This is a genomic window from Phenylobacterium sp., from assembly GCF_030651185.1.
GTDB lineage: Bacteria > Pseudomonadota > Alphaproteobacteria > Caulobacterales > Caulobacteraceae > Phenylobacterium.
Map to the genome: position 1 here is coordinate 107,604 of NZ_JAUSCJ010000017.1, position 26,379 is coordinate 133,982.

The following is a 26,379-nucleotide window of genomic DNA, read 5'->3' on the forward strand; positions in this document are numbered from 1 at the left end:
CGACTCTGAAATTCTATTCGGCGGCGACGGCGGCGGCCGCCAGTCGCTCGGCGGCCATATCGGTGAGCGCGCGGCGATAGTCCTTGGGCATGACCTTCACGAAGGAGGTCAGGCAGGTGTCCCAGTTGTCCAGGATCTCCTTGGCCCGCGCGCTGCCCGTATAGAGCAGGTGGCGTTCCACCAGGATCTTCAGCCGCTCGGCGTCGAAGGCCAGCATGTCGCCCATGCCGTTGTTCTCCACCGAGGGGGAGCGCTGGCTGGGACGGCCCACATCGTCGGCGCCGCCACTGGCCGGGGCCACCTTCTCGATGTCGACCATCGAGGGGTTGCACAGCGGGGTGAAGCGACCCTTCGGATCGTAGACATAGGCGATGCCGCCCGACATGCCGGCCGCGAAGTTGCGCCCGGTGTCACCCAGCACCACCACCACGCCGCCGGTCATGTACTCGCAGCCGTGATCGCCGGTACCCTCCACCACCGTGACGGCGCCGGAGTTGCGGACGGCGAAGCGTTCGCCGGCCACGCCCTGGAAATAGGCCTCCCCGGCGATGGCGCCGTAGAGGACGGTGTTGCCGACGATGATGTTCTGGGTCGGATCGCGGCGGCTGTCCTTGGGCTGGCGCACGACCACCCGGCCACCCGACAGGCCCTTGCCCACATAGTCATTGCCGTCGCCGATCAGCTCCAGGCTGACCCCGCGCGCGGCGAAGGCGCCGAAGCTCTGGCCCGCCGCCCCGTGGAAGGTCAGCGAGATGGTGTCTTCCGGCAGGCCGGCATGGCCATAGGCGCGGGCCACCTCGCCCGACAGCATGGCGCCGACGGTGCGGTTGATGTTGCGGATCGGGTACTCGCCGCGCATCGGGGTGCGGTTGGCCAGGGCGTCCTTGGCGTCGGCGATCAGGGTGTTGTCGAGCGCCTTGTCCAGGCCATGGTCCTGGCGGTCCTGGTTCCACAGGCCCTTGGGCTCGCCCGGCTGGACCTCGTGCAGGATCTTCGACAGGTCCACGCCGCTGGCCTTCCAGTGATCGACGGCCTCGCGCATGTCGAGGCGGCTGACCTGGCCGATCATCTCGTTCATCGTCCTGAACCCGAGGCTGGCCATGATCTCGCGCAGCTCTTCGGCGACGAAGAAGAAGTAGTTGATCACGTGCTCGGGTTGGCCGGTGAACCGGGCGCGCAGGATCGGGTCCTGGGTCGCAACGCCCACCGGGCAGGTGTTCAGGTGGCACTTGCGCATCATGATGCAGCCGGCCGCGATCAGCGGCGCGGTGGCGAAGCCGAACTCGTCGGCCCCCAGCAGGGCGGCGACGGCCACGTCACGGCCGGTGCGCAGGCCGCCATCGGCCTGCACCGCCACGCGGGTGCGCAGGCCATTGAGCAGCAGGGTCTGCTGGGTCTCGGCCAAGCCGATCTCCCAGGGGGAGCCGGCGTGGGTGAGCGAGGTCAGGGGCGAGGCCCCGGTGCCGCCCTCGAAGCCCGAGATGGTGATGTGGTCGGCGCGCGCCTTGGCCACGCCCGCCGCCACCGTGCCAACGCCCACTTCCGACACCAGCTTCACGGAGATGCGGGCCTTGGAGTTGACGTTCTTCAGGTCGTGGATGAGCTGGGCCAGGTCCTCGATGGAATAGATGTCGTGGTGCGGCGGCGGGCTGATCAGGCCGACCCCCGGCGTGGAATGGCGCACGCGGGCGATGTTGGCGTCCACCTTGTGACCGGGCAGCTGGCCGCCCTCGCCGGGCTTGGCGCCCTGGGCCATCTTGATCTGGATGTCATCGGCGTTGACCAGGTACTCGGTGGTCACGCCGAAACGGCCCGAGGCCACCTGCTTGATGGCCGAGCGCATGGAGTCGCCGTTGGGCAGCGGCTTGAAGCGATCGGATTCTTCGCCGCCCTCCCCGGTGTTCGACTTGCCGCCGATCCGGTTCATGGCCATGGCCAGGGTGGTGTGGGCCTCGCGGCTGATGGAGCCGAAGCTCATGGCGCCGGTGGCGAAGCGCTTGACGATCTCGCTGGCCGGTTCGACCTCGTCCAGGCTCAGCGGGGTTTCCGCCAGCTTTAAGCGCATCAGGCCGCGGATGGTCAGCAGGCGCTGGGACTGCTCGTTGATGCCGGCGGCGAAGGCCTTGTAGGCGTCAGGCAGGTTGCCGCGCACGGCATGCTGCAGCTGCCCCACCGTCTCCGGCGTCCAGGCGTGCTCCTCGCCGCGCAGGCGGAAGGCGTAGGTGCCGCCGACGTCAAGCATCGAGGCGTAGATCGGGTTGTCACCGAAGGCGTCGCGGTGGCGGCGCACGGCCTCCTCGGCGATCTGATAGAGGCCGATGCCCTCGATCGTCGTCGCGGTGCCGGTGAAGTACTGCTCGATCACCGTGGAGTTCAGGCCCACGGCGTCGAAGATCTGGGCGCCGCAATAGGACTGGTAAGTGGAGATGCCCATCTTGGACATCACCTTCAACACGCCCTTGCCGACCGCCTTGATGTAGTTCTTGCGGACATCGTAGGCCGACAGGCTGTAGCCGTTGGCGACCCGCAGGGTCTCCAGGGTCTCGAAGGCCAGATAGGGGTTCACGGCCTCGGCGCCGTAGCCGGCCAGGACGCAGAAGTGGTGAACTTCGCGTGCTTCGCCGGTCTCGATCACCAGGCCGGTCTGCATGCGCAGGCCCTGGCGGATCAGGTGGTGGTGAACCGCCGCCGTCGCCAGCGCCGCCGGGATGGCGATGCGGTCGGCCGACGTCGCCCGATCCGACAGGATCAGGATGTTCATGTCGGCCAGCACGTTGTCGGTGGCCTCGCGGCACAGGCGGTCGAGCGCGCGCTCAAGCCCGGCAGGGCCTTCCTCGGCCGCCCAGGTGGCGTCGAGCGTCGCGGTGCGGAAGGCGCCGTCCAGCAGCTCGCTGATGGCGCGGATCTTGGCCAGGTCCTCGTTGGTGAGGATCGGCTGAGAGACTTCCAGGCGCTTGTGGGTGCCGGCCTGACGGCCCAGCAGGTTCGGGCGCGGGCCGATCATCGACACCAGGCTCATCACCAGTTCCTCGCGGATCGGGTCAATCGGCGGGTTGGTGACCTGGGCGAAGTTCTGCTTGAAGTAGTCGTAGAGCAGCTTGGCGCGCTTCGACAGCACCGCGATCGGCACGTCTCCACCCATCGAGCCGATGGGGTCCTCGCCAGTCTGGGCCATGGGCTCCAGGAAGAAGGAAAGGTCCTCCTGGGTGTAGCCAAAGGCCTGCTGACGATCGAGCAGGCGGTTCGGATCGTTGCCCAGCAGGGCCTCGGCGGGCGGCGCCTCGGGCAGGTCTTCCAGCTTGAACTGGGTCTGGGCCAGCCATTCGGCATAGGGCTCGGCGTCGGCGAGGGAGGCCTTGATCTCCTCGTCCTCGATGATCCGGCCTTCCTCCATGTCGATCAGCAGCATCTTGCCGGGCTGCAGGCGCCACTTGCGCAGGACGCGCTCTTCCGGAACCACCAGCACACCCATCTCCGAGGCCATGATCACATGGTCCTGGTCGGTGATGACGAAGCGGGCGGGACGCAGGCCGTTGCGGTCCAGGGTGGCGCCGATCTGGCGGCCGTCGGTGAAGGCCACCGCGGCGGGGCCGTCCCACGGCTCCATCAGGGCGGCGTGATATTCGTAGAAGGCCTTGCGCTTGGGATCCATCAGCGGATTGCCGGCCCAGGCCTCCGGGATCAGCATCATCACCGCGTGGGCCAGCGGGTAGCCGCCGGCCACCAGCAGCTCGAGCGCATTGTCCAGGCAGGCCGTGTCGGACTGGCCGTGCGGGATCAGCGGCCACATCTTGTTGAGGTCAGGACCCAGCAGGTCGCTTTCCAGCGTGCGGCGGCGCGCGTTCATCCAGTTGACGTTGCCGCGCACGGTGTTGATCTCGCCGTTGTGGGCGATGAACCGGTAGGGGTGCGCCAGCTTCCACGACGGGAAGGTGTTGGTGGAGAAGCGCTGGTGGACCAGGGCGAGCGCCGACTCCGTCAGCGGGTTGGCGAGATCGGTGTAGAAGGTCCCGACCTGGCCGGCCAGCAACAGGCCCTTATAGACCACCGTCCGGGTCGAGAACGACGGCAGGTACAGCTGGGTCAGGCCCGGCAGGTTCTTCTTCACGGCCAGCTCGGCCAGCGGGTTCTGCAGCTGCTTGCGAATGGTCAGCAGCTTCCGCTCGAAGGCGTCCTGGTCCTTGGTCCCGGGGCCGCGACCGACGATGGCCTGGCGGATCACCGGCATCTCGGCCAGCACGGCTTCACCCAGGCCGGTGGTGTCGACGGGCACGTCGCGCCAGGCGATGAAGACCTGGCCCTCGACCTTCAGGAAGTGCTCGAACTGGCTCACCGCCAGGGCGCGCGCGGCGTCGTCGCGCGGCATGAAGCACATGGCCACGGCATAGTCGCCGGGCGCCGGCAGCTCGACGCCTTCCTTGCCAGCCCAGTCGCGCAGCAGGGCGTCGGGCAGCTGAATCAGAATCCCCGCCCCGTCGCCCACCAGCGGATCGGCGCCGACGGCGCCGCGGTGGTCGAGGTTGATCAGGATTTCCAGTCCGGCGGTCACGACCTCATGCGATTTGCGGCCTTTGATATTGGCCACAAACCCCACACCGCACGCATCGTGTTCATTGCGCGGGTCGTACAGACCTTGCCGTTCCGGAGCGCCCATGCGGGTACCTCATTCTTCTACTAGCAGGCATTACAGGCATGCGCCCGCACGGCCGGACCCGACCGTGAAACGCACGTTCGCGCGGCCATTACCGGCAAGATCGACCCTTGTCGATGGGTTCGAACCTATGGATTTGAAAAGTTTTTCTAAGTTGCGAGGTCGAGCAGGGTTTTGTCCGCGTCCCGCGCATTGCGGCAACCGGTGAGCACCATGGCCGTCGAAAGCTCGCTGCGCAGGGTTCCCAGCATGCGGGCGACCATCTTCTCGCCGCCGGCCCCCAGCGCATAGGCCCAGGCGCGGCCAACGAAGCAGGCCTTGGCGCCCAGCGAAAGGGCTTTCAGCACATCCAAGCCGGACCGCACGCCGCCGTCCAGATAGACCTCCAGATCGCCGCCCACCGCCTCGACCACCGCCGGCAGGGCGGAGATCGAGGAGCGCACGCCGTCGAGCTGACGTCCGCCATGATTGGACACGATCAGGCCCTGCGCGCCGGCCGACCGGGCGTCGCGGGCGTCGTCCGGATCCAGCACGCCCTTGATGACGATGGGCCCGTCCCACGTCCTGCGCACCCAATCGAGGTCAGCCCAGGTCACCGAGCGGTCGAAGTTTTTGGCGATCCAGGCGAGGAAGTCGGTGACCCCGCCAGCCTGCGGAACCGCATTTGCCACGCTGCCCAGGGTATGGGGGCGACCGTGCAGCCAGACGTCCCATAGCCAGTGGGGATGGGTCATCCCCTGCCAGGCGGTGTTCATCGCCCCGGATATCCCGCTCGATCCGGTGAACCCCGAGCGGACATCACGATAGCGCGAGCCGGGCAGCGGCAGGTCGACGGTGAACACCAGGACCGGACAGCCGGCCGCCTTGGCGCGGGCCAACAGGTCGGCCATGTAGCCACGGTCCTTGAGCATGTAGAGCTGGAACCAGGGCGCCGCGCCGCTGGCCGCCACCTCTTCCACCGAGCAGACCCCGACGGTGGACAGGCAGAAGGGCACCCCAAGACTGGCCGCGGCCTTGGCCGCCTGAACCTCGCCCCGGCGGCTGTACATGCCGGCCATCCCTACCGGCGACAGGCCCACCGGGAAGCTGAGCTTCTGGCCCAGGGTCTCGATGCTCAGGTCCAACTGGCTCATGTCGCGCATCACCCGCTGGCGCAGGGCGATGGCCTCCATGTCGGCCACGTTCCTCTGGAGGGTCACCTCGGCGTAGGAGCCGCCATCGATGTATTCAAAGAACATCGGCGGTAGCCGGCGGCGCGCCAGCTCGCGATAGTCGGAGATCGAGGCAGGGGTCATGGCCGCCCTTCCCGTGGATGCCGGCTGCCTTCGTAGGACGCGTCGGGCGGGTTTACAAATGTTCTACTTTTGTTCTAGCGTGACGGCATGCACATCCGACTCGCCCTTCCCTCCGACTTGCCGCCCACGCGCGACCGGCTGCGCAGTGTCCTGGGCCCGCAGCGCCCCGAGCATCCGCTGGACCCGGTGTCCCAGCTCATCAAGTCGGTGCTGAGCTCCCGGACCTATGACGAGGTGTCCTGGGCGGCCTTCATCCGGCTGCGGGCGGCCTATCCCGACTGGGAGGCCCTGGTCCACGCCACCCAGGAGGCGTTGGAGCCGGTGATCGATCCGGTGACCTTCGCCGACCAGAAGGCGCGGCAGCTGCCGATCCTGATCCGCGTGTTGCTGCTGAAACGCGGCGAGTTGAACCTGGACTTCCTGGCCGCCGAGCCGGTGGACGAGGCCCTGGCCTGGCTGATGCGCCTGCCGGGCGTGGGGGTGAAGATCGCCGCGGCGGTGCTGAACCTCAGCACTCTGAACCGCCGGGCCCTGGTAGTGGACACCCACGTCCACCGCGTCGCGCGCCGGCTGGGCCTCACCGCGCGCGCCGGCGATGCGCGGGCGGCCTATGACAGCCTGATGGATCAGGCGCCGGCCGAATGGCAGGGCGAACAACTCTACGAACTGCACTGGCTGCTGAAGGGCCACGGTCAATCGCTGTGCACCCACTTCGACCCCGCCTGCGGCCTCTGCGTCCTCCGCGACGCTTGCCCCCGGGTCGGCGTCTCCGGCGACCAGGACCGCCGCGTCATCCCCTTCGACGCCTGAACGGGCGGATCGAATTTCACGGTTCGGCTTTCATCTGAAGCGGTGCATCTGCTATTGCCGCGCGCGTGCGGCGTTGGAGCCGGGCGCGAGCCGCGCTAGGTTCCGCGCAAGACCCCGCCTTGCGGATTCGAGGAGCAACTGATGACCGTGCAACGTCCCTGGGCCCTGATGCGTCACCACGCCGGCTGGGCCGATGTCTTCCACATCGACAGCGAGAGCACGGACTCCATCACCGGCTTCTATCCCGACCGCGAAACCGTGGGTCCGCCGGTGACCTACAGCGTGCGCGCCATTCTCGCCCGCTTCGAGACCATGGAAGCCGCCCGCGCCGCCCGCGAGGGCGCGGTTCTGGAATGGCGCAAGCACGACGCCGCCGTTCGCGACGCTGAAACCACCCTGCGTGAGGCCGAGAAGGCCCGCGAAGACGCCTGGCTCAATTGCCTGAAGGGCGCCGCCGCCTAGACTTGTTCATCCCGGCCTGGCTCCCCAAATAGGGACCAAGCTTGGCCGGGAGACACCTCATGTTCGATCATCTGTCCGTAGGCGTCCGCGACCTCGCCACCGCCCGCCGCTTCTATGACGCGTTCTTCGCCCCGCTGGGCTGCGCCAACACCTTCGCGGCCGAAGCCGAGTTGGCCTACGGCCCCGGCGGCAGCCGTCAGTTCTACCTATATCCGGTAGCAGGGGGTCAGGTGGCCGGCCTCGGAACCCACATCGCCTTCAGCGCCGATAGCCGGTCAGCGGTGGACGCCGCCTACGCCGCCGCCCTGGCCCAGGGCGCGACCGTGGTCCGCGTGGCCGGTCTGCACCCTGACATCTCAGCCGACTATTACGGCGCCGTCCTGCTCGATCCCGACGGCAACAAGCTCGAGATCGTCGCCGACACCATGCACTAACCCCCTCCCGTCATCCCGGCCGTAGCGCAGCGAAGAGCCGGGACCCAGGGGCGGTGCGCTGGGCCCCTGGGTCCCGGATCGCCTATCGGCGTCCGGGATGACGGAGTTGGGTGTGCCGCGGTCAGTCAGAACTTCGGCAGTTTCAGGCCCCGGGCGAGCAGCCAGGCCGCCGCCACCGCGATCACCACGCCGACCACGAAGCTCCAGACCGGCGCGAACTTCAGGGTCGGAACCGGACCGGAGAACACCCGCTTGCCGGTGATCATGGCGGTGATGAGGTTCTGGCGCTTCCACAGGGCGTAGAAGGCGATGGCCGCGACATGCATGACCACCAGGGCCTGCAGCAGGCGGAAGGTCAGCTCATGCCAGTCCGAGGCCAGCCGGCTGGTGTCGAAGTCCACCAGGTGCGAGAGCGGTCCGGACTCGATGCCGTCGATATCGCTAGCGAATAGGCCCAGGCTCACCTGCAGCAGCATGACCAGCAGTAGCAGGACGACGCTCACCGCGCCGACCGGGCTGTGGCCGACGAGATCCCCGGCGGTGCGCTGGCCCATGGTCTTGAGATAACCGACCGTGGCGCCTGGCCCCTTCACGAAGTGGCTGAACCTGGCGCTCTCGCTGCCGAAGAAGCCCCAGTAGAGGCGGAAGACCAGCAGGCCGATGACCCCGTATCCAGACCACCGGTGAACTTGCATGTTCTCGCCACCGGTCAGCCAGGAGACGAGGATCAGCACCACCAGGGCCCAGTGCGTGATCCGGGTCGGCAGGTCCCAGAGCTTGGTGGCGGTGGGGCGCGCGTCGCTCATGGCGCCCTAGGATTTGACGCGGAAGGGGGTGTGGCAGGTCCCGCAGGCGCCGCCGGTGGCCTTCACCTGGGCCTTGATGGCGTCGATGTTTCCGCCCTTGGCGATGGTTTCCAGCTTGGCGCTCTCCACCTGCAAACCCTTGGCGGCGGCGGCGAACTTGGCGCCGTCGGTCCAGATTTCCGGCTTGGCGGCGGTCTTGAAGCCGGCCTCCGGGCCGCTACCCTTCGGGAACCAGCCGGGGATCTTATGGGCGCCGGCCTTCACGATCTTGGCCTGGGCCGCGATCAGCTTGGCGTCGGGGGCGTCGGTCTTGAGGTTGTCGTTGATGGTCTTGAAGGCGCCGCCCATGGCCTTCAGGCCCTTCTGGCGCTCGGCGATCACCTTCTCCGCGGAGACGGCGGCCAGGGCCGCGCCGCCAACGGCGGTCAGGCTGAGGGCCACGCCCAGGACGAGGCCCAGGGGGCGCTTGGTGAGACGAGCCATCGAGAGACCTCTTCGCATCTGAAACCGGAAGTCCGACTGTGACGGTCGTCCGGAGGTGACGTCAATCGCGGGTTGGTTTCAAGACGGACTCGGTTTGCTGCCGGCCTGAAATGATCAACGGCGGGCGGTCTTGGCGGCGACTGTCTTGACGGGGACACCCTCACGGCCGGCCTCGGCGATCAGGGCCGCGCAGGAGGCGTCCTTGGCCAGCCCCGGATCGACGAAGGGCAGCAGCAGGGCCAGCGGATTGACCAGTCCGGCCAGGGCCGCGGCGACGCCGCCCTGGGCCACCACCCGGCCGGTCTCGATACCGACCTTGGGCCCCACGATCGGCCCCTTGACGGTGATCGGCGACAGCAGGCGCACGAGCCGCAGTTCCTTGGAGCGCCCCTGGATGCGCAGGTCCATCGTCTCGTTCTCGAGATTGATGGTCCCGCCACCGGTGGCCACCACCGGCTTGGTGTCGAAGACGATGCGGTCGGCGGTCAGCACGCCGTTCCTGGCCTGGAAGTGCGCCACGCCGCAGCGGATCGGCACGGAGCCCTGGTCCTTGGAGAACAAGAGCCCCAGGCCCTTGGTGGCGTTGATGCCCAGCAGTTCGGCGAAGGCCTCGCGGATCTCGCCGCTCGGAACCACCGCCAGCACCTCGCCGTCGGCGTTGGCCGCCGCCCGGTGGACCGAGTCTCCGGAGCCCTTCAGCTTGATCCGGCCCACGAAGCTGCCGGCCAGGGGTTGACCCTTGATGGGGATGAGCTGTTCGAGGCGGGCGTTGGACAGCCGCACATCGACTTCGGTCACGGGCACGGCATTGCGGGCGTTCAGATGCGCCTGGCCGGTGATCTTGCCCTGGGGCAGGTCGAGGATCAGCGGGTTGGCGCTGAGCAGGCCGCGATCCAGCTTCACCGTGACGTCGCCGGACCTGAGGGGCAACATGGCGTCGTGGATCGCGGCGACGCGGTAGCGCACGTCGGCGTCCAGAGAGCGGATCTTGGTGACGTCCAGGGTGGAGTCCGGCAGCAGTCGGCGCTGGGCGGCCATCTGCCGGCCCACGGCGGCCTGTTGCGGGGAAACCGTCTCCCCGGCCTTGCGCGACGGCGCCCCGCCGAAGATCGCCGCGAGGTCGTCGAAGTCCAGGCTGCGGGTGCGCAGGTCAGCCTTCAGATAGGGGCGCTCATCGCCGGTCTCCACGGAGAGCGAGCCGGCCAGATCGCTGTCGCCGACCCGGCCGCCCAGGCCCTCGATCTTGTAGAGGTGCTCATCGCGCGACAGTCGGCCGTTCAGCTTGTAGGGCGGGGTGTTGGGCAGGGCCACGCCGGTCAGGTCGTAGAGGTCGGCCAGGTCAGGCCCCTGGGCCGTGGCGTTCATGGCGAACTGGCCCAGGTCGAAGGGCTTGGTGATCGCGCCCTTGGCGGTCACCCGGGTCGCGCCGGAGCGAATGTCGGCGTCGAAGGGATAGGGCTTGCGGGTATCGACGTTCAGCAGCGGGCCGCCCTGGATGCGCAGCAGGAACCTGTTTCCGTTCAGCGCGCCTTCCCCAGTCATCAGGAAGCCCCGCCCGGCCCGCCCCATCTCCTCGGTCGCGTTGACCTCGCCGTTCAGGACCAGCTTGCGCTTCTGGTCTCTGATCTTCAGGTGGCCGTCATTGATCACGAACCGCCGGATCGGCGGCATCTTGAAGGGCTTGTTGGATTTCTTGCCGTTGGAGAAATCCCAGGTGGCGCGGCCCTGACGGTCACGCAGAAGGTCAACCTTGGCCTGGTCGAGTTGCAGGTTCAGCAGCACCACCTGGCCGACGAACAGGGGCAGCAGCTTAACCTGGACGTCGAGCTTCTTGATATCGGCGGTCTGGCCCGGGCCGGCCCATTTGGGATTGCCGACCTTTATTCCCTGCACCGAGGCGCTGGGGTTCAGCGAGAAGGCGTGCACCTTCAGATCCCCGGCCAGGACGATCTCCCGACCGGTCTTGGCCGACGCGTAGCGGCCGATGGGACCGCGCAGATAGTTCCAGTCGAACAGGATCAGGAAGAGCGCGATGGCCACGACCAGCGCGCCAAAGACGCCGCCGGTCCAGGCCAGGGCCTTGTTGCTGGGGCGCTTGAACCTGGTTTCCCGAAGGCGCGTCCGCGCGCGCTCCCAGCCCGGGCGCAGGCCGCCGCGCGCGCGGCGCAGGCCATCGGCCGCGCGATCTCGGGCGCGGATGAGGCCCGTGCGAGCGCGTTGGTAGATCGGTTCGACTGACAAGGTGCGGGAAACTCCGGGTCACGACAGAACGCGCGAGCCGCCGAAGGGGTCCCTAGTGGCGGACGCCGCGTCCCGAGAAGGCCGTCATCGCGGTGCGCAGGATTATGGAAAGGTCCATGAGGGTGGAGCGCCGGGCCAGGTACTCAGCGTCCAGCCTGGCCTTGTCGGGCACCGGGAGCTCGTCGCGGCCGTGGACCTGGGCCCAGCCGGTCAGACCCGGCCTGAGCACCTGGACGCCCGCGGCGTTGCGCAGGGCCATCAGGTCGTCCTGGTTGAAGAGGGCGGGCCGAGGCCCCACCAGGCTCATATCGCCCACCAGCACGCTCCACAGCTGGGGCAGTTCATCCAGGCTGGTGCGGCGCATGAAACCGCCGAGCGGCGTGATCCAGGAGGCGGGATCGGGCAGCAGGTGGGTGGCGACGTCAGGCGCGCCGATCCGCATGCTGCGGAACTTGGGCATGGGGAAAAGATGGTTGTCCCGACCCACCCGGCGCGACCAGTGCAGGGCGGGGCCGGGTGACTCCAGGCGCACGGCGACGGCCAGGACCAGCAGGACGGGCGACAGCAGGATCAGGCCCGCCGTGGCGCCCAGAATGTCCAGCCCTCGCTTCAGCACGCCGCGTCCCTCTCGTTGGGACCAGCCTTAATGCGCCGCGCCTTGGCGCGCTACAGCCTCACGCCTTCGGCGTGGCCTTGGGTTTCGGCTTGGGCGCGGGCGCCGAAGTTTCGGTCGCCGCCTCCACCGGCGCGACGGTCTCGGCGGCCGCCTGGGCGGGCGGGGTGTCGAGGGGATTGGGAGCCGGCTCGGGCGCCGGAACCGGGGCCGGGTCGGGGTCAACGACGCCGCCGTCTGCCGCCAGGGGCTCGGCGGCCTCCAGCAGCGGCTCCACAAAGGCCTCGAACAGGATGGCCGCCTCCTCCGCCGGCTCGGCGTCGGCGCCCGAGAACGGCAGGAGCGCCTCGAGGTGGACGGGCTGCATCCAGCGGGTCATCCACCAATAGGCGACACCGGCCGTGGCCGCCCCGGTGAACATGAACCACAGGGGCGAGGCCGCGCCGATCGGCACATACAGGGCCGCGGCAGGGCTGACGGACTCGTTCGGCTTAAGCGCGATCATGGAACGTCTCCGAAAATGATTGTGCAATGCAGCATAACACCACCCAGATACGCCTTGATGCAAATCAACCTTATGACAGCGTCGAAACTCGCCCCTGCCCATTCTGGCCCAGGGTCTGGGCGGTCCAGCGGCACATCTCCTCCATGGAGGCGGCGAAGTCGGCCGGAGCCCGCGCGGTCACCAGGGCGCAGCCGTTCATCTTCATCGGGTCAGCCAGGGGCCGCATCCGGCATTCACCCACCAGCAGGGGGCCGATGCCGGTGTCCTGGGCCTCATTGAGGAAATGGTCGAAGGTCTGCAGATCCTTGATCGGCAGCCAGATCATCACCACGGCCTCGCGGTTGCGGCGGCCGATGGCCTTCAGGGTGGCGACGATCCGGGTGTAGTCGTCGGGCCGCTCGAAAGGGGGGTCGATCAGGACCAACACCGGACCCTTGGGCGGGCAGCGGGCGACCGCGGTGTCGTAGCCGTCGGCGCAGAGGGTCTCGATCCCCGTGCGTCCCTTCAGCGCCATGCGAAGGGCGGCATGCTCCTCACCGCGTAGTTCGCAGGCGATGTAGACATCCTTCTTGCGCAGGGTGTCGGCGATCAGGCGCGGCGAACCGGGATAGAACTTGGTGGGACCGTTGTTGTTCAGCTTGTTCACCGCCGCCCGCAGCGGCCCGAAGGCCGCGGGAAGGTCCGTGGCCTTCATCAGTTGGGCGATCCCCGCCTGCGCCTCCCCCGATCGCTGAGCCTCGGCGCCCGACAGGTCGTACAGCCCGCGCCCGGCATGGGTGTCGATCACCGTCAACGAGCCCGGCCCCTTGGTCAGGGTCGCCATCAACCGCAGCAGTCCGGCATGCTTGATCAGGTCGGCGAAGTTTCCGGCATGGTAGGCGTGGCGATAGTTCACTGAATTTAGTCTCCCGTCCGACTTAGGAACTCGCCGCGCCGAGTTCACGTTCACCGGCTGTCTGGGGCGTAGGCGCCACGTCCCCGTAGTTCCAAAGGTGGCGGATGGCCAGAGACACAGCACACATCGACCTGGCGCCTGCCGGCCTGACCTACGTCAACGACGACGACGCCGGCATCACCCGGATCGCGGCCAAGGGCGGCTTCGCCTACCGCGACACCGAGAGCGCACCGCTCAACGACGAGGCGAAGCTGGCGCGCATCAAGGCCCTGGTGATCCCACCGGCCTGGACCGACGTCTGGATCTGCCCCTCGGCGCGGGGTCACATCCAGGTCACCGGGCGCGACCAGAAGGGCCGCAAGCAGTACCGCTACCATCCAGACTGGCGGCAGGACCGCGACGGGATCAAGTACGACCGGGTGATCGCCTTCGGCCGCGCCCTCCCCCGCCTGCGCAAGCGGGTGCAGGCCGACCTCGGCCGCCGGGGCCTGCCGCGCGACAAGGTGCTGGCCGCCGTGGTGGCGGTGATGGAGATGACCCTGATCCGGGTGGGCAACGAGGAATACGCCCGAGCCAACAAGAGCTTCGGCCTCACCACCCTGCGCGACCGCCATGCCAAGGTGACCACCACCGGCGCGGTCTTCCAGTTCCGGGGCAAGAGCGGAAAGGTCCACCAGACCGGCTTCCGCGACCGTCGCCTGGCCCGCATCGTCAAGGCCTGCCAGGACATCCCCGGCCAGCGCCTGTTCCAGTATATCGGCGACGACGGGCAACGACGGGCCGTCGAGAGCGCCGACGTGAACGCCTACATCCGCGAGGCGCTGGGGGACGACTTCTCCGCCAAGGATTTCCGCACCTGGGCCGGGACCCTGTCGGCCGCGCGAGGCCTGGTGATGCATCCGCCGGCCGCCAGCGCGGCCGAGGCCAGGCGCAATGTCGCCGCCTGCGTGAAGGCCGTCGCCGGGCTGCTGGGCAACACCGCGGCGGTCTGCAGGGGCTCCTACATCCACCCGCTGGTTCTGGAATCCTACGAACGCGGCGTCCTGCCGCTCAAGGGCGCCGGCTCGGCGCGGGCCTTTGAGCTCTCGGTGCTGAAGTTCCTGGAAGCCGCCCGCGACTCCGCGTCCTGAATTTCGAAGCGCAGGTACGGGCTGCTAGGCGCCCCCGCGTCACCCCAGCTAAGCTCCTTCCAAAGACCCAGGGAGGGCCACCATGCTCGAGACCAAACTCCGCTTCGGCGCCTTCATCGCGCCCTTCCATCCGCTGGACGAGAACCCGACGCTGGCCATCCAACGCGACCTGGAGCTGGTGCAGCACCTGGACAATCTCGGCTTCGAAGAGGCCTGGATCGGCGAGCACCACTCGGCCGCCTATGAGCTGATCGCCTCGCCCGAGGTGTTCATCGCCGCCGCCGCCGAACGCACCAAACACATCAAGCTGGGCACCGGGGTCTCCTCCCTGCCCTATCACCACCCGATGATGCTGGCCGACCGCATCAACCAGCTGGACCACATGACCCGCGGCCGGGTGATGTTCGGGGCCGGCCCCGGCGCGCTCTCCTCCGACGCCTTCATGATGGGCATCCCGGTGGCCAAGCAGCGCGACCGCATGGACGAGGCCCTCGACGTCCTGGTCCGCCTGCTGCGCGGCGAGGAGGTCAGCCACGAGAGCGACTGGTTCACCCTGGTCAACGCCCGCCTGCAGATGACCCCCTATTCGCGCCCCTCGGTGGAGATCGCCGTGGCCAGCCAGGTCTCGCCGACCGGGGCTCGCGCCGCCGGCAAGCACGGGGTGGGCCTGCTGTCCCTGGGCGCCACCACGACGGCGGGGTTCAACGCGCTCGCCGCCAACTGGGGCATCGCCGAGGACATCGCCAAGGCCAGCGGCCAGACCATGGACCGCAACGCCTGGCGGCTGGTGGGCCAGATGCACATCGCCGAGACCAAAGACAAGGCCATCGAACAGGTCCGCTTCGGCCTGGAGAAGTGGATCTATTACTTCCGCGAGATCGCCAACCTGCCGATGGTGCCCGATGATTTCGCCGGCGATCCCGTCGAGGCCTACCTCGCCCTGGGCTCCGCCGTGGTGGGGACCCCCGACGAGGCCATCGCCCGCATCGAGCAGCTGAAGGAAGAGAGCGGCGGCTTCGGCTGCTATCTCATGATGGCCCACAACTGGGCCAACTGGGCCGACACCCAGCGGTCCTACGAGATGATCGCCCGCTACGTCGTCCCGCACTTCCAGCAGCTCAATGTGAACCGCAAGGCCTCCATGGACTGGGTGCGGGAGAACAAGACCGAGTTCACCAGCCAGACCCGCGCCGCGGTCGGCGCCCGCATCGTCTCCCACATGATGGAGAAGGGCGCCGAGAACATCAGCCCGCAGATCGTGGCCCTGATCACCGGCGCGGGAGAGCCGGCCAAGGAATAGCCGCTCACACGACCCGGTAGACGCCGATCCGCACGGCCTTGCCGCCGTCGGCGACGCCGATCGTGCCCACGAAGATCGACTTGTTCAGCCAGTCGTGCGGCCCTTGCGGCGCATCGAAGGTGGGGTTGGTGCGCACATAGCGACCGCCATCGTCGGTGGGCGCGACCAGGCCCAGGTTGCGCACGGCGATCACCGCGCCGTCGGAGGTCTTCAGGGCGTAGATCGCCTCGATCACCGTCACCCCGTCGGCCCGCACGGTCTGCCAGTCGGCCCCGCCGGGGATCACCTCACCCTCAATGCGCGGCCCCTTGAAGGTTCCCCCGGTGATGCCGATGAACCGCCGCTTGCCCAGGGCGGTGTCGCCGATCTTGGTGGCCGCATCGATGGAGACGAGGGCCTCGAAGGCGAATTCGGTGGTCAGATTGTCCATGTGATCCGTCCTAGCCACAGTGGCGCGGCCACGCCAGCCGTCCTAGCTTGACCACGGAAAGGAGCGCCCATGGACCTCGACGCCTATCTGGCCCGCATCGGCTATGCCGGGACGCCGCGCCCGGACCTGGAGACCCTGACGGCGATCCACCGCGCCCACCTGCTGGCCATCCCCTACGAGAACCTGGACGTCCAGTTGCAGCGGCCCGGCGACGTCAGCCTGCAGCACGCCTTCGACAAGCTGGTCACCCGCCGGCGCGGCGGCTGGTGCTACGAGATGAACGGCCTGCTGGGCTGGGCGCTGGGCGAGATCGGCTTTGCGGTCACCCGCATGGCCGGCGCCGTCGGACGCACCGAGCGTGGCGATATCAGTCATGGCAACCACCTGGTGCTGCGGGTCGACCTGGACCGGCCCTACATCGCCGATGTCGGGTTCGGCGACGGGACGCTTGAGCCTGTGGCCCTGGTGGCGGGTCCGATCACCGTCGCGGGCTACGACTTCCGGCTGGAGGCGCTCGACGCCGACTGGTGGCGCTTCCACAATCACGCCCTTGGCGGCGCGCCCTATTTCGACTTCACGCAGGCCAGCGCCAGCGACACAGCGCTCAATGTCACCTGCCAGTGGCTGCGCACATCGCCGGACTCCATCTTCACCCAGTTTCCCATCGTCCAGCGGCATACGCCGGACGGCCTGGTGATCATCCTGGGCCGCACCCTGCGCCGGATTCAGCCGGGTGAACGGACACAGGCCCTGATCGGGACCGCCGACGAGTTCCTCGACATCCTAACCCGCGAGTTCGACCTCGATGTGCCGGAGATGCACGCCCTGTGGCCCGCCATCTGCGCCAAGCATGAGGAACTGTTCGGCGAGAGGGCGGACTAGCGCAAGTGGGCGCCGGTTCGCCGTCCGGACATGCTTTGGATTCAAGAAGATGGACCCTTTTCATCCGATCAGGTTGATTCAACCTGATCCGGAACGGGTCTAGGCTCCGCTCTGGTGATTGAGATAGCTGGAGAGATCCTCCAGCAGTCGGCGCGAGGCCAGGATGTCGGTATCTGCGGCGGCCTGCTCCAGGCTTGCGCCAAAGTCGGTGATGGCCGGGAAGCCGAAGCCGCCGCCAGATCCGCGCATATTGTGCCCCAGGATCGTCAAGGGCTGGAAATCCTCTCGGTTGAGGGCCTCCCGCATCGTCAGGACATGTTGTCGGCAGCTATCCAGATAGGCCGGGATCTGGGCGATGATCCTGGCGCTGAGCGGCCATGATCGCGGCTCGTTCGGGACCGCCGGTGAGGCGCTTCGCGCATAGTCCAGGATCGCCTGCAGCAGAACGTCCTGCTTGATGGGCTTGGTCAGATAGGCGGTGCAGCCCGCAGCTAGACACGTCTCACGATCGCCCTTCAGCGCCGAGGCGGTCAGGGCGATGATCGGGGTCGATGGCCGGTCGTTGGCCTTTTCCCAGGCGCGGATGGTCCGGGTCGCGGTCAGGCCGTCCATGGCCGGCATCTGCCGATCCATCAGCACCAGGTCGTAATGGCCGGCCTTGAACATCTCGCAGGCTATGATCCCGTTCTCCGCGACATCCACCTGGAACGGGGTGTGCTCAAGATAGGCCAGGGCGATGGTGCAGTTGTCGGGCGAGTCCTCGGCCATTAGAATCTTAATCACCGGCAACGGTGTGTCGGGACCGGCGCCCACCGGCGCGCTGACCGGCCGGCTCGCCGCCGCCCAGACCTCGAACGGCACGGCGAAAGCGAAGACGCTGCCCGTATCGACGATGCTGCTCACCCAGATTCGCCCGCCCATGAGTTCGACCAGGCGCTTGGAAATCGTGAGCCCCAGGCCCGAGCCGCCAAACCGTCGGGTGGTGGAGGAGTCCGCCTGGGTGAACCGTTCGAACACCCGGGCAAGCTTGTCGTCGGCGATGCCGATGCCGGAGTCCGAAACCGTGAAGCGCAGGGCCGTCGGCAGCGCGCGGTCCTCGTCCGCCTCCACCTTCAGGGAAACCTCGCCGGCTTGCGTGAACTTGATCGCATTGCCCAGCAGGTTGAGCAGCACCTGCCGCAACCGTGTCGGATCGCCCACCAGGTCGTTGGCCACGCTGGGCGCGATCTCGCAGACCAGGGTCAGGCCCTTCTCGTGCGCCCTCGGCGCCACCATCTCGATCACCTTTTCCAGGTGGTCGCTGAGCGAGAATCCCGTCCGCTCCAGGTCGAGCTGCGAGGCCTCCACCTTCGAGAGGTCCAGGATGTCGTTGATCAGGTTCAGCAGGTTGTCGCCCGACCGGCGGAAGATCTGCACGAACTTGTCTTGCTCGGGCGTGAGTGCGGTCTTCGCCAGCAGGTCGGCGATGCCCATTATCGCGTTCATCGGCGTGCGGATCTCGTGGCTCATGCTGGCCAGGAAGTCGGACTTGGTGCGGCTGGCGCTCTCGGCGACCGCCTTGGCCTGCTGCAGTTCCACCTCGACGCGCTTGCTTTCGGTGACGTCGCGGGCGGCGGCGAACACGCCCTTCAGGGTGCGGCTGCGATCGTAGAAGGTGGTGGCGTTGTAGGAGACCACGGTCTTCTTGCCGTCGCGGGCCCGGGCGGTCAGTTCGTAGTCGGTGACCGACTTCTCGGCGAGCACCCGCTTGATCGCGGCCTCGGCGCGCGCCGGGTCGGTGAAGCAGTCTTTGAATGGCGCCCCGATCAGCTCGTCCCGCGTGGAGCCGGTCAGGGCTTCCATCTGCTTGTTGACGTCGGTGATGATGCCCTTGGGGTCGGTGGTGATCAGGGCGTCGATGTTCGATTCAATCAGCGAGCGGGTATAGAATTGCTGGTCGCGCAGCCGCTGGTCGGAGGCCATCTGCTCCTCCTCGACCAGCTTGCGGGCGGTGTTGTCGGTGCCGATCAGCAGGTAGCCGATGATGGCGTCCTGGGCGTCGCGCAGCGCGGTGACCGAGACGAGCGCCGGAAGCCGGGTCCCATCCTTGCGGATATAGGTCAGCTCGTAGATGTCCGCGATCCCGCGCGAGGCCTTGAACACCAGGGCCTCGAACCCCGGCGTGATGTCGGTGGCCAGTTCGGCGCTCAATGCCTGGGCGCGCGCGATCAATTCCTGGGGATCGGAGATGTCGGCCGGCGTGATCGTGTTCATCACGTCAGCGGCGGCATAGCCCAGCATCCGCTCCGCGCCGACGTTGAAAATCTGGATCACGCCCTTGGCGTCGGTCGCGATGCTGGAGAAGTTGGCGCTGTTGAAGATGGCGCTCTGTAACGCGCCGGCCTTCAGCAAGGCTTCCTCGGCCTCCTTGCGCGCGGTGTTGTCGGTGCCGATCAACAGATATCCGATGATGGCGTCCTGCGCGTCGCGCAGCGCGGTGACCGACACCACCGCCGGGAAGCGGCTGCCGTCCTTGCGGATGTAGGTCAGCTCATAGATGTCTTCGATCCCGCGCGAGGCCTTGAACACCAGGGCCTCGAACCCCGGCGTGATGTCGGTGGCCAGTTCTGCGCTCAGCGCCTGGGCCCGCGCGATCAGTTCCTGAGGGTCGGAGATATCGGCGGGCGTGATGGCGTTCATCACCTCGGCGGCCGTATAGCCCAGCATCCGCTCGGCCCCGACGTTGAAGATCTGGATCACACCCTTGGCGTCAGTGGCGATGCTGGAGAAGTTGGCGCTGTTGAAGATGGCGCTCTGCAGGGCGCCGGCCTTGACGATCGACTCTTCCGTCTGGCGGTCAACGGCCGTGCGTGCCGCCAGCGCGGCGAGATTGGCGCCCGTCTCTGCATGGGGGTTCGAGATGGGGCTTCCTAACTGAGGTCTAGGTCGTGACCGCCGGCGAAGGCCGAGGGAGGTTTAGTGCAGCAGGGCGCCGACCGACTCTCCGAGTTGTTCGGCGGAATAGGGCTTCTGGAGGAACTGGCCTCCCCCGACGAACCCGCCGCTCATCTCCGCAGTCAACAGCCCTCCAGAGGTGTAGAGCACCCGCAGCCCCGGGCGCAGCACGATGGCCTGGTTGGCCACATCGTAGCCGCCAAAGGGCAGTTCGCTGAGCCTGATATCGACGAACAGCGCGTCGATATGGCGTGACGCGGACAGGTGGACCAACGCCTCGGCCAGGTCCATGGCGACAAGGGTGCTGTGCCCCAAGTCTTCCATCGCCCACTCGGCGTTCTGGCGAATGAAAAGCTCGTCTTCCACAATGAGGATAACGGCCATCAGAGCGCCATCAACTGTAATCGCAGCATACTGAAAGTGCCTCCCGCTGCGACAGTGACGGCTTACAGCGGCGGGAAAGCTAGCATGCGCCGGATCAAAGCTTGCATGGGTTCTGACTCATTCCAGGACGACGCCTGGCCGGCCTTTACCGCCGCAGCGAGAACCCGATGCGGAAGGTCTGGGGCGCGGCGAAGCTCTCGGTCCCGTCACCGGTCTCGCCGACCTCGATGCGAGCGTCGGTGAGGTTCTCGGCCGCCAGATAGATCTCGCTGTCCTTCGTCAGCCGCCAGGCGGCCCGGGCGTCGATCCCGACCGAGGCGGCCAGCTTGCGGCTGTTCAGATCATCCTCGAACCGTGCGCTCTCGAACCGTGCGTTGGCGGACAGGGTCAGGCGATCCCCTGCCTTCCAGTCGAAGCCGCCGGTGACGGTATATTCCGGGGTCTGGGCCGGCCGGTTTCCGGTGAGCTGCGGCGCCGCGCGCCCGCCGTCGACTTCCGCCTTCGTGGCCGACGCCGCGGCGTTCAGGGTCAGATCGCCGAAGGTGTGGGCGATGTCGGCCTCCAGCCCCCAGGCCTCGATCTGGCCGACGTTGCGCCGCTGGCGCAGCACCCCACCCACGGGGATGAAGCCCGCCACCGGATAGCTGACCCCGCCAGGACCGACCGTCACATTGGTGATCGGGTCGTCGAGGCGGTTGTAGAAGACCGTCGCGCTCCAGCGGGTCTGCCCGTCGCCGCCGATCCCGAACTCAACGCCATAGAGGGTCTCCGGCGTCAGGGTGGGGTTGGCCTCGGTGACGTCGTTGCCGACCCGGAACGGCCTGTGCAGTTCGTTGAGGGTCGGCGGCCGGAAGCCGGCATAGGCGGCGCCCCGCAGCCAGGCGGCCTCGTTCAGGCGGTAGCGCACGCCGAACCGTGCCGTGGGCGTGGCGCCCGAGGTGTCGGGCGAGGTGGCGTTGAGCGTCACCGCCCCCGTCGCCAGGTCCCGCTCCCGGCGCACCGCGTCCTCCTGGCGCCAGGCGTCGACCCGCGCGCCGCCGGTGACCAGCCAGTCGCCCCGGTCCAGCACGCCCTCCGCATAGAGGCCGGCCACCGCCGTGGTCCCACCAGACTCCCGGCCCCGGGTGAAGGCGCCAGCCATGTAACGGAACCGCTCATAGGCATGGCCGTCGGCGAAGCGGGCGTCGCCCCCCACCTCCCAGGAGAAGACCTCGCCTCGCCCCTGCCAGGCGGCGTTGAAGCCGTAGCCCAGGGCCGGCGTTGAATACTGGTCGGCGGCCGGCGTGGTGGCCGCACGGCCAGCCGCCACGGCCGAGGAGCTGTTGGCCAGGTCGCTGGACCGCGCCCAGGCCTGCAACCGCCAGCCGCCGCCGTGGATGATCTTGGCCACCGTGGCGGTGACCGAGCCGCCGCTGGCCGTGGAGTTGGCGCCGAAGAGGCCCGCGCCGCGCCGCTCTTCGTAGACCCCGAGCCGCAGGGCGCCGACGAGGCCCTTGTGCTCGCCCTGCACCCGGAAGGCGAAGGATCCAGCCTCGAGGGTGGTGGGAACGTCGGCCGCCCCGCGTCCGCCGCGGACCGGCGTGTAGCCGTCCGAGGTCTCAGCGCTCGCGGTCAGCAACAGGCCCGTCGTCCCCAGGGCCACGGCGGCGCGTGCCCCGCCCCGCTGGGCAAGGGACAGGTCCAGGGCCGAGACCCCTTCGGTCGCGGCCCGTTCCTCCAGGGCCACCACGCCCGTGAGCGCGCCGGCCCCATAGGCGCCTGCGCCTGCGCCGCGCACGAGGGTGACGCTTTCCAGGCCCTCTGGCGGCAGCGCCGACCAGATCACCCAGCCCCCGAAGGGATCATTCTGTGGCGCCCCGTCCAGGGTCACCAGCGCTCGCCCGGCCCCCGACGGCGCCACGCCGCGCAGGGAGATGCCCTGGATCGTGGGATTGGCGGCGTCGCTGCCGGTCCGCCGGAACAGCGACACGCCGGGCGCCCGCTTCAGGGCGACGTCGAGGCGAGGCGCGGTCTTCAGGTCCTCGGCGTCGATCTGCTGAACCGCGAACACCGCCTCCCCGCCCAGGGCCGGCAGGCGCGGGGCATGGACGACAACGACTTCGACTTCGGGCGGGGGCGGAGCGATGGGCATGGCCCAAGGGCATAGTGTGAAAGCTGCGCCCTGTCAGCCATGACGAACCGTGTGATCTGGGCTCACAAGTATTCGCTGTGAATGTCGTTTGCAGGATCGGCGGTGGCGCGAAGATCCTGCGCCCGCCGACAGATGGAGGAGGGATGATGACACAAGCGCAGGCAGCCTTGATGGCCCAGGTCACCGCGGTGCTGGCGGCCGACGACCGCATCAGCGCTATCTGGCTTTCCGGCAGCCTCGCACGGGGCGTCGGCGACACCTGGAGCGATGTCGACCTGGTCGCGCAGGTGAATGAGGCCGATCGCGCCGCGTGCCTGGCCGATTATGGCCAAGGCGGCGCAGCATTGCCGGCCCTGGTCCACGCGCAGCAGCTTCATGAGCGGATCCTGGCGGCTACCACGGTCGATTGGGAGCGCTTCGACATCAGCTTCCTGACGCCCACGGAGCTGGCCTTCATGGATGGCGGCGCCCTGAAACACCTGGCGGGCGATTCGGCTTCCACCCCGCCGGCTCAGCCACCGTCCGCCGACACTCGCGCGCCGCGACGGATCGCGGCTCTCATCACCGAGTTTCTTCGCATCCTAGGTCTGTTGCCTGTGGCGCTAGGAAGGGAGGAATGGCTGGGCGCGCAGCAAGGCTATGATCTGCTGCGCAAGATGCTGATCGAGTTGATGATCGAGGAGAATGGCGTGGCGCCGGCCGCGCGCGGCGGGGCCAAGCGACTGAACCTCAATCTGACCGAGCATCAGCGAAACATGCTTGAGGCCCTCGTTCCGCCGCCGGCCCGACGCGAAACTCTGATCGCTGCCAATCTCGAACTCGCCCGTCTGTTCCTTGGCCGGGCCAGGCCTCTCGCCGACAGGCTGGAAGCGCCGTGGCCACAGGCGTTCGAACAGGCCACCCGACGATATTTGCAGCGCTGCCTGGATCTAGAAATCTGAGCAGGCAGCGCTCGCCAACGAGGGCTTTACGATGACAGGCGCATCGAGCGCCCGTCAAAAGACCTAACGAGTTCCATCACATCTGGTCATAAAACCGTGGCTCGACTTACCGGTGCGCAGCGTCCAAACCCCGCCTAACTGGGGATCTGGAGACGAACGCCATGCTGGACCTGTCCCTGCCGCCCTCCGTCACCGTCAGCCCGACTCTGGTGGGGGTGTCTGTCCTCACCGACGACGGGATCACCGTCCAGGTCAGCCTGCCGCGCCCACGCGGCCTGCATGATCTGCCCGAGGCCGAGGTCGCCACCCGCGCCAAACGCCTGGCCCAGGCCGCCCTGATCACCGCCTTCGAGAGCCTGGAAGGCGCCTAGCCCTCCGTGTCGATCGACGCCTGCATGGCCGGTGAATAACGCGGTCCGGTGACCGTCTGCGGGTTCACCAGCGCCTCGACCTTGGCCATCGTCTCGGCCGCCAGCGTGACCGCAGCCGCGCCGGCGTTCTCCACCATGTGATCGGGGTTCGTGGTGCCAGGGATCGGGACGATGGTCTCGTCCTTGGCCAACAGCCACGCCAGGCAGAGCTGGGCCGGGGTGCAGCCGGCCTGCTTCGCAAGCGCGGCGAAGGCCGCAAACAGCTTCAGATTGGCGGCGAAGGCCTCGCCCTGGAAGCGGGGCATCCCCAGACGCATGTCGCCTTCCTGGAAGGCGGCCGGATTTGACGCCCCGCCGGCCAGGAAGCCCCGGCCCACCGGACTGAAGGCCACGAAGGTGACGCCCAGGTCCTTGCAGGCCTGCAGCACGGCGATCTCCGGATTGCGGGTCCAGGGGGAGTATTCTGTCTGCAGGGCGGTGATCGGATGGACCGCGTGGGCGCGGCGCAGGGTGTCGGCCGACACCTCCGACAGGCCGATGGTCTTGATCTTTCCCTCGGCCACCAGCTGCGCCAAGGCGCCGACGCTGTCCTCGATGGGCACACGCTTGTCCCAGCGATGCAGGTAGTAGAGGTCGATGACGTCGGTCTTCAGGCGCTTCAGGCTGCCCTCGCAGGTAGCCTTCAGGACATCGGGATGACCGTTCAGCTCGCGCTTGTCGCCATTGGTCAGGCCGCACTTCGAGGCCAGCACGTAGTCGCCGCGCCGATCGCCCAGCACCTCGCCGATCAGGGCCTCGTTGTGGCCCACCCCATAGACCGCCGCGGTGTCGAGAAAGGTGTAGCCGGCGTCCAGGGCCCCCTTCAGCACGCGCTCAGCCTGCTCGCGCGGGGCGGCGGGTCCATAGCCGTGGGAGAGGCTCATGCAACCCAGGCCGATGGCGGAGACCTCGAACGGTCCGAGCTTGCGGGTCTGCATGGGGCGGCTCCTCAAAAGGCGCGCGACGGTGCGCAGGAGCCTTTTGGAGCCGGGGGGATCGGTTCGTCAATCGCGGCCGAGGGCCCTACGGATTGACGTTCAACTTGATGCGGATACGGCCGGCCTGGGCCATGGAGTCCGGCACGTGGATGTTGGCGGCCAGCTTGAGCGCGGTGGCGGCGTCCGGGTTGGTGGCCGGATCGGCGTCGATCACGGTGCAGGCGGTCAGGGCCGCGCCATTGACCAGGCACTCAACGATATAGGCGTTGGCGGCCAGGGCCGGGGCGGACTCGGAGGCCGGCGCGGACGCGCCTGACGGGGCGGCGATGGCGGCCGTCAAAGCCAGGACAGAAAGCAACATGGGACCTCAGCGGTTAATAGAGGTTAATCAAGTGTGAAGAGCCGCCGAATGCAAGTGTTTCATTTCGGGGTCTTCCGGACCTCCCGCCGCAACCGCCGTGCCGCGCCGCGCCTTCGCCTGCCTCGGCGCCGTCCTTTTGAGCGACGGCGCCCACTCATGCCGCATGGCACCATTGGCCATATTGCGTCGCACCATTGTCACTTGCCGCAGGCCAAATCCGCGCGCTAAGTCCCTCTCAGGCGACGCGCTTGGGCCACCCTAGAAGCCTAGCACCAGCCTGAGGAACGCCGGGAGGCGGTTGAACCCCAACCCCTTTCCGGGACGAAAAACATGATGAAACTGATGACCCTGGCCGCCCTGGCCACCCTCGCCCTGGCTCCGGTCGCCCATGCTGAAGAAGGCGTCCGCGTCTCCCTCGTCGGCAAGTCCACCGCCCAGATCCACGCCGACATCGTCGCGGCCGCCAAGAAGGTGTGCGCCAAGGCGGTGGTCAGCGAGACCCTGTTCCTCGACGCCTACGGCCGCTGCATGAAGGGATCGGTCAATTCGGCCCTCGAACAGCTCAGCAGCTCCGACGTCGCCCAGCTCGAAGCGATGCGGCTCGCCCAGCGCTAAGCGAAATCCCCAGATCTGAGGAAGAGGGTCGGCCAAACGCCGGCCCTTTTTCTTTGGCTAGTCCTTCGCAGGATAGGGCGCGCCGTCGCGATGCTTGTAGCCCGGCTCCGGCCCCGCGATCATGTCGATGTCGGGATAGGTGCAGACGTCCAGCGGGTCGGCGTTGCCGATCTCCAGCACCTTGGCGGGCCGGTCGCTCCTGTTGATCAGGTGGTGGCCATCGGCGACGCCCCGCTTGAAGGCTGCGCAGTCGCCGGGCCGCAGGATCTCCTCGCCGGCGTCGGTGACCAGGGTCAGCTCCCCCTCCACGACCCAGACCAGTTCGTCCTCGTGGGTGTGCCAATGGCGCTGACTGGACCACGCTCCGGGCTCGATCACCGTCAGGTTCACGCCAAACAGGGTCAGGCCGCTGTCACGCGCCAGCCTTTGGTAGCTCTGACCGCTGCAGGGGGCATCGAAGGGCGCGGGGTAGTTGCTGCCGCGGTCGACGGCGATGGCGGAGAGGTCGATTTTCGGCATGGTCGAGACCCAATTCTGCTGCGCTTCAAGTATTCGAAAGCTTAGGTTTGGGCCGCTTTCGCTCTTCTGCAACGCCCTGACGCAAAAAGCCCCGCGTGAGCGGGGCTTTAGGGATTTTGGGTGCGGGGACAGGATTTGAACCTGTGACCTTCAGGTTATGAGCCTGACGAGCTACCGGGCTGCTCCACCCCGCGGCAAAGCTAGAAATC

The 26,379-nt window shown here is 67.8% G+C and carries 24 protein-coding genes and 1 tRNA gene; 9 read left to right on the forward strand and 16 right to left on the reverse strand.

From position 1 onward, the window contains the following. Nucleotides 1-13: 13 nt before the first annotated feature. Both gltB and Q7J39_RS07375 read right to left on the reverse strand, forming a co-directional pair. Nucleotides 14-4,654 carry a glutamate synthase large subunit gene (gltB, locus tag Q7J39_RS07370; RefSeq protein ID WP_304822170.1) on the reverse strand — a complete coding sequence of 1,547 codons (4,641 nt, stop codon included), beginning with the start codon at nucleotides 4,652-4,654 and terminating at the stop codon, nucleotides 14-16. Between the two features lie 146 nt (nucleotides 4,655-4,800). Then, complete coding sequence (locus tag Q7J39_RS07375) at nucleotides 4,801-5,946, reverse strand: L-lactate dehydrogenase (RefSeq protein WP_304822173.1); 1,146 nt, start codon at nucleotides 5,944-5,946, stop codon at nucleotides 4,801-4,803. 87 nt (nucleotides 5,947-6,033) lie between these two features. Here Q7J39_RS07375 and nth point away from each other — a divergent pair, with 87 nt between their 5' ends. From nth to Q7J39_RS07390, 3 genes are all read left to right on the forward strand, one after another. Next, entirely contained in the window at nucleotides 6,034-6,756 is a 723-nt protein-coding gene (gene nth, locus Q7J39_RS07380; protein WP_304822179.1) for an endonuclease III, read from the forward strand. A gap of 141 nt (nucleotides 6,757-6,897) precedes the next feature. Continuing rightward, the gene (locus Q7J39_RS07385) at nucleotides 6,898-7,218 is read left to right on the forward strand and encodes a hypothetical protein (protein WP_293497389.1); all 321 of its coding nucleotides are present in this window, start codon (nucleotides 6,898-6,900) and stop codon (nucleotides 7,216-7,218) included. Nucleotides 7,219-7,277: 59 nt separating this feature from the next. Further along, entirely contained in the window at nucleotides 7,278-7,652 is a 375-nt protein-coding gene (locus Q7J39_RS07390) for a VOC family protein (protein WP_304822182.1), read from the forward strand. A 125-nt stretch (nucleotides 7,653-7,777) separates the two neighbouring features. Here the strand turns inward: Q7J39_RS07390 and Q7J39_RS07395 are convergent, their stop codons facing one another. The 6 genes from Q7J39_RS07395 to rlmJ all read right to left on the reverse strand — a co-directional run bounded on the left by Q7J39_RS07395 (nucleotide 7,778) and on the right by rlmJ (nucleotide 13,195). Next, the gene (locus Q7J39_RS07395; RefSeq protein ID WP_304822185.1) at nucleotides 7,778-8,458 is read right to left on the reverse strand and encodes a cytochrome b/b6 domain-containing protein; all 681 of its coding nucleotides are present in this window, start codon (nucleotides 8,456-8,458) and stop codon (nucleotides 7,778-7,780) included. A 6-nt stretch (nucleotides 8,459-8,464) separates the two neighbouring features. After that, nucleotides 8,465-8,941 (reverse strand): cytochrome c, encoded by a 477-nt coding sequence (locus tag Q7J39_RS07400; RefSeq protein ID WP_304822188.1) that lies wholly within the window; start codon nucleotides 8,939-8,941, stop codon nucleotides 8,465-8,467. 114 nt (nucleotides 8,942-9,055) lie between these two features. Beyond that, nucleotides 9,056-11,182 (reverse strand): AsmA family protein, encoded by a 2,127-nt coding sequence (locus Q7J39_RS07405; RefSeq protein ID WP_304822191.1) that lies wholly within the window; start codon nucleotides 11,180-11,182, stop codon nucleotides 9,056-9,058. 52 nt (nucleotides 11,183-11,234) lie between these two features. Further along, the gene (locus tag Q7J39_RS07410) at nucleotides 11,235-11,795 is read right to left on the reverse strand and encodes a sugar transferase (protein ID WP_304822240.1); all 561 of its coding nucleotides are present in this window, start codon (nucleotides 11,793-11,795) and stop codon (nucleotides 11,235-11,237) included. Nucleotides 11,796-11,856: 61 nt separating this feature from the next. Next, nucleotides 11,857-12,300, reverse strand: coding sequence for a hypothetical protein (locus Q7J39_RS07415; protein ID WP_304822194.1), 444 nt, complete (start codon nucleotides 12,298-12,300; stop codon nucleotides 11,857-11,859). Nucleotides 12,301-12,370: 70 nt separating this feature from the next. Next, entirely contained in the window at nucleotides 12,371-13,195 is an 825-nt protein-coding gene (gene rlmJ, locus Q7J39_RS07420) for a 23S rRNA (adenine(2030)-N(6))-methyltransferase RlmJ (RefSeq protein ID WP_304822197.1), read from the reverse strand. Between the two features lie 104 nt (nucleotides 13,196-13,299). On the opposite strand from rlmJ, the gene Q7J39_RS07425 reads away from it, so the two are divergent. Together Q7J39_RS07425 and Q7J39_RS07430 are read left to right on the forward strand one after the other, a co-directional pair. Continuing rightward, nucleotides 13,300-14,325, forward strand: a complete 1,026-nt coding sequence (locus tag Q7J39_RS07425; RefSeq protein WP_304822200.1) for a DNA topoisomerase IB — start codon at nucleotides 13,300-13,302, stop codon at nucleotides 14,323-14,325. An 82-nt stretch (nucleotides 14,326-14,407) separates the two neighbouring features. Next, entirely contained in the window at nucleotides 14,408-15,625 is a 1,218-nt protein-coding gene (locus Q7J39_RS07430; protein ID WP_304822204.1) for an LLM class flavin-dependent oxidoreductase, read from the forward strand. A 4-nt stretch (nucleotides 15,626-15,629) separates the two neighbouring features. On the opposite strand, the gene Q7J39_RS07435 is transcribed toward Q7J39_RS07430, so the two are convergent. Continuing rightward, nucleotides 15,630-16,055 (reverse strand): DUF3237 family protein, encoded by a 426-nt coding sequence (locus Q7J39_RS07435; RefSeq protein ID WP_304822207.1) that lies wholly within the window; start codon nucleotides 16,053-16,055, stop codon nucleotides 15,630-15,632. Between the two features lie 69 nt (nucleotides 16,056-16,124). On the opposite strand from Q7J39_RS07435, the gene Q7J39_RS07440 reads away from it, so the two are divergent. Further along, on the forward strand, nucleotides 16,125-16,937 hold the full coding sequence (locus tag Q7J39_RS07440) for an arylamine N-acetyltransferase (RefSeq protein WP_304822210.1): 813 nt from the start codon (nucleotides 16,125-16,127) through the stop codon (nucleotides 16,935-16,937). 99 nt (nucleotides 16,938-17,036) lie between these two features. Here the strand turns inward: Q7J39_RS07440 and Q7J39_RS07445 are convergent, their stop codons facing one another. From Q7J39_RS07445 to Q7J39_RS07455, 3 genes are all read right to left on the reverse strand, one after another. Then, complete coding sequence (locus Q7J39_RS07445; protein WP_370690009.1) at nucleotides 17,037-19,838, reverse strand: PAS domain S-box protein; 2,802 nt, start codon at nucleotides 19,836-19,838, stop codon at nucleotides 17,037-17,039. 54 nt (nucleotides 19,839-19,892) lie between these two features. Further along, entirely contained in the window at nucleotides 19,893-20,255 is a 363-nt protein-coding gene (locus tag Q7J39_RS07450; RefSeq protein WP_304822213.1) for a response regulator, read from the reverse strand. A gap of 145 nt (nucleotides 20,256-20,400) precedes the next feature. Continuing rightward, the gene (locus Q7J39_RS07455) at nucleotides 20,401-22,386 is read right to left on the reverse strand and encodes a TonB-dependent receptor (protein WP_304822216.1); all 1,986 of its coding nucleotides are present in this window, start codon (nucleotides 22,384-22,386) and stop codon (nucleotides 20,401-20,403) included. Between the two features lie 170 nt (nucleotides 22,387-22,556). Between Q7J39_RS07455 and Q7J39_RS07460 the strand changes: the two genes are divergently transcribed. After that, nucleotides 22,557-23,327, forward strand: a complete 771-nt coding sequence (locus tag Q7J39_RS07460) for a hypothetical protein (RefSeq protein ID WP_304822219.1) — start codon at nucleotides 22,557-22,559, stop codon at nucleotides 23,325-23,327. A gap of 161 nt (nucleotides 23,328-23,488) precedes the next feature. Then, entirely contained in the window at nucleotides 23,489-23,698 is a 210-nt protein-coding gene (locus Q7J39_RS07465) for a hypothetical protein (RefSeq protein WP_304822222.1), read from the forward strand. Here Q7J39_RS07465 and Q7J39_RS07470 read toward each other — a convergent pair. Continuing rightward, nucleotides 23,695-24,675, reverse strand: coding sequence for an aldo/keto reductase (locus tag Q7J39_RS07470; RefSeq protein WP_304822225.1), 981 nt, complete (start codon nucleotides 24,673-24,675; stop codon nucleotides 23,695-23,697). The genes Q7J39_RS07465 and Q7J39_RS07470 overlap by 4 nt on opposite strands. A gap of 85 nt (nucleotides 24,676-24,760) precedes the next feature. Continuing rightward, nucleotides 24,761-25,036, reverse strand: coding sequence for a hypothetical protein (locus tag Q7J39_RS07475; RefSeq protein ID WP_304822228.1), 276 nt, complete (start codon nucleotides 25,034-25,036; stop codon nucleotides 24,761-24,763). A gap of 330 nt (nucleotides 25,037-25,366) precedes the next feature. On the opposite strand from Q7J39_RS07475, the gene Q7J39_RS07480 reads away from it, so the two are divergent. Continuing rightward, nucleotides 25,367-25,651: a hypothetical protein gene (locus Q7J39_RS07480; protein ID WP_304822231.1), complete on the forward strand. Its 285-nt coding sequence runs from the start codon at nucleotides 25,367-25,369 to the stop codon at nucleotides 25,649-25,651. A gap of 57 nt (nucleotides 25,652-25,708) precedes the next feature. On the opposite strand, the gene Q7J39_RS07485 is transcribed toward Q7J39_RS07480, so the two are convergent. After that, nucleotides 25,709-26,170 carry a cupin domain-containing protein gene (locus Q7J39_RS07485; protein ID WP_304822234.1) on the reverse strand — a complete coding sequence of 154 codons (462 nt, stop codon included), beginning with the start codon at nucleotides 26,168-26,170 and terminating at the stop codon, nucleotides 25,709-25,711. Nucleotides 26,171-26,287: 117 nt separating this feature from the next. After that, nucleotides 26,288-26,364 (reverse strand) — tRNA-Met (locus tag Q7J39_RS07490). Nucleotides 26,365-26,379: the final 15 nt, after the last annotated feature.